At 35.7% G+C, this 3769-nt stretch carries 5 protein-coding genes; all 5 read right to left on the reverse strand.

Going from position 1 to position 3769, the window contains the following annotated elements; translation table 11 throughout:
• Positions 1–1188: glycoside hydrolase family 2 protein (locus tag AB4Y90_RS17265; RefSeq protein ID WP_441558801.1), on the reverse strand; the 1188-nt coding region annotated here is incomplete at its 3' end.
• The gene (locus tag AB4Y90_RS17270; RefSeq protein WP_441558802.1) at positions 1148–1381 is read right to left on the reverse strand and encodes a glycosyl hydrolase 2 galactose-binding domain-containing protein; all 234 of its coding nucleotides are present in this window, start codon (positions 1379–1381) and stop codon (positions 1148–1150) included. The genes AB4Y90_RS17265 and AB4Y90_RS17270, both read right to left, overlap by 41 nt.
• Positions 1382–1517: 136 nt before the next feature.
• Positions 1518–2180: a copper homeostasis protein CutC gene (locus tag AB4Y90_RS17275; RefSeq protein WP_441558803.1), complete on the reverse strand. Its 663-nt coding sequence runs from the start codon at positions 2178–2180 to the stop codon at positions 1518–1520.
• 77 nt (positions 2181–2257) lie between these two features.
• A complete protein-coding gene (locus tag AB4Y90_RS17280; RefSeq protein ID WP_441558804.1) occupies positions 2258–3250 on the reverse strand; it encodes an isoaspartyl peptidase/L-asparaginase family protein in 993 nt (330 codons plus the stop codon).
• A gap of 31 nt (positions 3251–3281) precedes the next feature.
• On the reverse strand, positions 3282–3769 hold a 488-nt coding region (locus AB4Y90_RS17285), incomplete at its 5' end, for a discoidin domain-containing protein (protein WP_441558805.1).

Consider the following 3769-nt stretch of genomic DNA (forward strand, 5'->3'; position numbering starts at 1 on the left):
CGGTTGTTCGCCCCACCAAACGCCCCAATAATGAGAATCACCTTCAGTTAAACTTTCTTTGTGACCCCAACCAATCGATGGCGAAGTTGGCCAATAAATATTTTTTTCGGAAGTTAAATTTTCTTTTAAAGCATTCGGGATTACCTCATGGAAAACCTTTTTGTAATCTTTCCAGACCTGCAGAGAATCTTCTTTTGAATATTTGAACTGTTTTTGGTAACCCCAATTGACAATCGCTTCATCAATTTCGTTATTTCCGCACCACAAAGCGATCGACGGGTGATTTTGAAGTCGGTTAACCTGATCTTTGACTTCTTCTTTTACATTATTCAAAAAATCCTCATCAGACGGATAAAAACTTCCGGCAAACATAAAATCCTGCCAAACCAGAATTCCGTTTTCGTCGCAGGCTTTGTAAAATTCGTCATCTTCATAAATTCCGCCGCCCCAGACACGAATCATGTTCATATTCGCATCTTTACAGTCTTTGATGAGCTTTTTATATTTTTCTTTGGTAATTCTCGGTGTAAAACTGTCAGACGGAATCCAGTTCGTTCCCTTTGCATACATCGGTTTTCCATTGACTTTAAAGTAAAAGGATTTTCCTTTTTCGTCTTTTTCCTGAATCAATTCTACGGTTCTTAGTCCAATTCGTTCTTCTTTATTATCAATGATTTCCGAATTTTTCTTTAATGAAAACTTAAGTACATAAATCATCGCTTTTCCCCATCCGTTCGGTTGCCATAAATGCGGATTTTCAATTTTAAACGGAACTGAAATTTTATTTAAACCTTTTTTTAAAATAATATCATGATTTTCTTTATCCGTTCCAAAAACATATTTCCCTTCATTTTCTGTAAAAATTTCTGCGTGAATTTTTAAATCAGCTCTTTGTTTTGTTAAAACTTTCTGTTCGATTTTTATATTTTCAATTTTTGCCTGATTCCAGAAATTCAATTTTACATCCTTCCAAATTCCTGCTGTAACCAATCTTGGTCCCCAATCCCAACCGAACTGATACTGCGCTTTTCTCACAAAGCTTCGAGGCGATTCCGGCATGGTGAACGGAACTTTTTTTGTTAAATCTTTTCCTACATTTACAGAAGATTTAAATTTAATTTGTAAGGTATTATTTCCAATTTTCAACTCATTTTTCACCGGAATTTTCCAGGTTCTGAACGTTTTCATCTTTGTAAGGATCCGAAATAAATTTATGATCTATCAAATCCAAATGAACCGTTCCCGGGACCGTGGCGGTCAACCAATTTTTATCTTTGGAGTTTTTGAACTGCCATTTTTCGGAGGATAAATTTCGTTCTGAAAATTGGGCGCTGATGAATGTTTGAATGAAAAATAAGGCAAGAAGTATCGTTTTGTTCATCAATAAGTTAATTTACTGGTGGAATTATAGCGTTTAATTTGTCATTCTGACGAAGGAAGAATCTCAATATGATAATAGATTCTTCATTCCACTTCGTTTCATTCAGAATGACAAACTTCTGTATATTGTTAATAACCTAAACATTAAACTTCAACTTTTTAATTTCTTCAGCATTGGCAAAGCTTTCGTAAGGTAAAACCGCCGAAGAATGGAAATAATTTCCTTTTGTTATTTTTTTTAATTCAGAAATATTATTAGAGCGCACACCGCCTCCAATTAAAATTATGATGTCGCCTGAATAATCTTCAACAAGTTTTTTTAAATTTTCTTTTCCTTCCATGGCAGAATTTTCTCCTCCGGAAGTAAGAATTTCTTTGAACCCTAATTGAATAAGCTTTTCGGTTGATTCAAAAATATTTTTGGTTCGGTCAATTGCCCGGTGAAAAACGCAAGGCTTTCCATTCGCCAAATCGATTAAAATTTTATTTTTTTCGACATCAATTTCCTGATCTTCATCTAAAATTCCGAAAACAAAGCCGTCTGCATTGGCTTTCGAAAACTCAACGATACTTTTCTGCATTTGCCTGAATTCTGAATCGGTATATAAAAAACCTCCTCCTACAGGGCGAATCATCACATGAATCGGTTTTAAATATTTACTTTTTAAATATCTCAATTCTTCCAGGTCGGGCGTAATTCCTCCTGAATTGATGTCTGCACAAAATTCAATTCTGTCGGCAACAGAGTTTAAAGCAATTTCGGCTGAAGTGATATCAAATGTGGCGATTTCTAAGAACATAAATGGATTTGAGGTTTGAGATTCGGGTTTTGGGTTTCGAGGTTTATCAAAATTAATTTAATTCTAATTTCTATAACTTATTTCAAAGCAAATTCCGGTTTTTCAAGACGGTTTCCTTTTTGGTCATAAACCGCAAAATTGAATCCGTCCTGAACACAATAAGAACCGTATTCACCTTTTTTATTAATGGCAATAAACCCAACCTGAATGTCTTTGAGGTTTTTATTTCTCTTTTCAGTGATGGTTACAATTCTTTCAACGGCTTCTTTGCAGGCTTGTTGAGGATTTCTTCCCTGCCTCATCAATTCAACTACCAAATGAGTTCCGACAGTTCTTATTACCTCTTCACCATGACCGGTTGCAGTTGCAGCACCCACTTCATTATCAACAAATAAACCTGCTCCAATAATTGGGGAATCTCCTACTCTTCCGTGCATTTTAAAAGCCATTCCGCTTGTCGTGCACGCTCCCGAAAGATTCCCTTGTGCATCGAGCGCAATCATTCCTATGGTATCGTGATTTTCTATATTGACAATCGGTTGATATTTACTGTCTTTCAGCCATTCTTTCCACTCTTTTTCTGATTCTGCAGTGAGAATATTTTCTTTTTTAAAACCCTGAGAAACGGCAAACTGAAGAGCTCCGTCTCCCACCAACATTACGTGAGGTGTTTTTTCCATCACTGCTCTTGCTACCGAAATCGGATTTTTAATACTTTCCAGACAGGCGACCGAACCAATATTGTAGTTTTCATCCATAATACAGGCATCGAGCGTAACCCTTCCGTCTCTGTCGGGTCGACCTCCGTAGCCAACACTTCTTTCTTCAGGATCATTTTCAACCAAACGAACTCCTTTTTCAACTGCATCCAAAGCTCTTCCTCCTTTGCTAAGAATCTTCCATGCTTCTTCGTTGGCTTTTAAACCAAAATTCCAGGTGGAAAGTACGATCGGTTTACTTATTATCTTATTATTTTCCGGTAAATCTTTAGCAATTAAATCTAACGGATTTAATAATAATGCGGATGATAATATTCCTGTAGATTTTAAAAATTTTCTTCGTGAGCTCATTTAGTAGGTATTAGGATTTGGGAATTAGGGTTTAGTTTACACCGATTTCATCTACGAAAAGCCATGCTTTAGAATCGGCACCGGGATTTCCGGCAGGAATGATTCCTGCGTTTTCGATTTTAATTTTAATGAATTTTGAATTCTGATTTCCCACTTTCAAATGTATTTTCCCTTTTGCTGAAAGAATTTCATCTTTGCCTATTTCTTTAATAGCTTTAAAATTTTTGCCATCATCAGAAATAGAAATCACGGCAGATTTTGCCAGATGAATCCAGCTTCCTTTATTATCTAAGGTATTAAAATACACCTCTGAAAATTTTGTTTTTTCACCTAAATCAATCGTTGCTACAACATCTTTTCCCTGAAAACCAAGCCAGGTTTTACCCAATTGTTTTACATTACCAACAATTGCATCAACTAATGTAAAAGCTCCGCCAAAAGAATAATTTTCGCTTGGCTTATGTTCCAAAGTAATCACTTTTCCGGTTATTTTTGAAGGTGTAAAATCCTGAGAAGATA

Origin of the sequence: Chryseobacterium sp. 2TAF14 (assembly GCF_052115105.1) — a bacterium.
Classification (GTDB): Bacteria; Bacteroidota; Bacteroidia; order Flavobacteriales; family Weeksellaceae; genus Chryseobacterium.

Excerpts from the sequence above, each read along its gene's own strand:
- AB4Y90_RS17275 (WP_441558803.1), bottom strand. The coding sequence starts at position 2,180 with ATGTTCTTAGAAATCGCCACATTTGATATCACTTCAGCCGAAATTGCT.
- AB4Y90_RS17270 (WP_441558802.1), bottom strand. The coding sequence starts at position 1,381 with ATGAACAAAACGATACTTCTTGCCTTATTTTTCATTCAAACATTCATC.
- AB4Y90_RS17280 (WP_441558804.1), bottom strand. The coding sequence starts at position 3,250 with ATGAGCTCACGAAGAAAATTTTTAAAATCTACAGGAATATTATCATCC.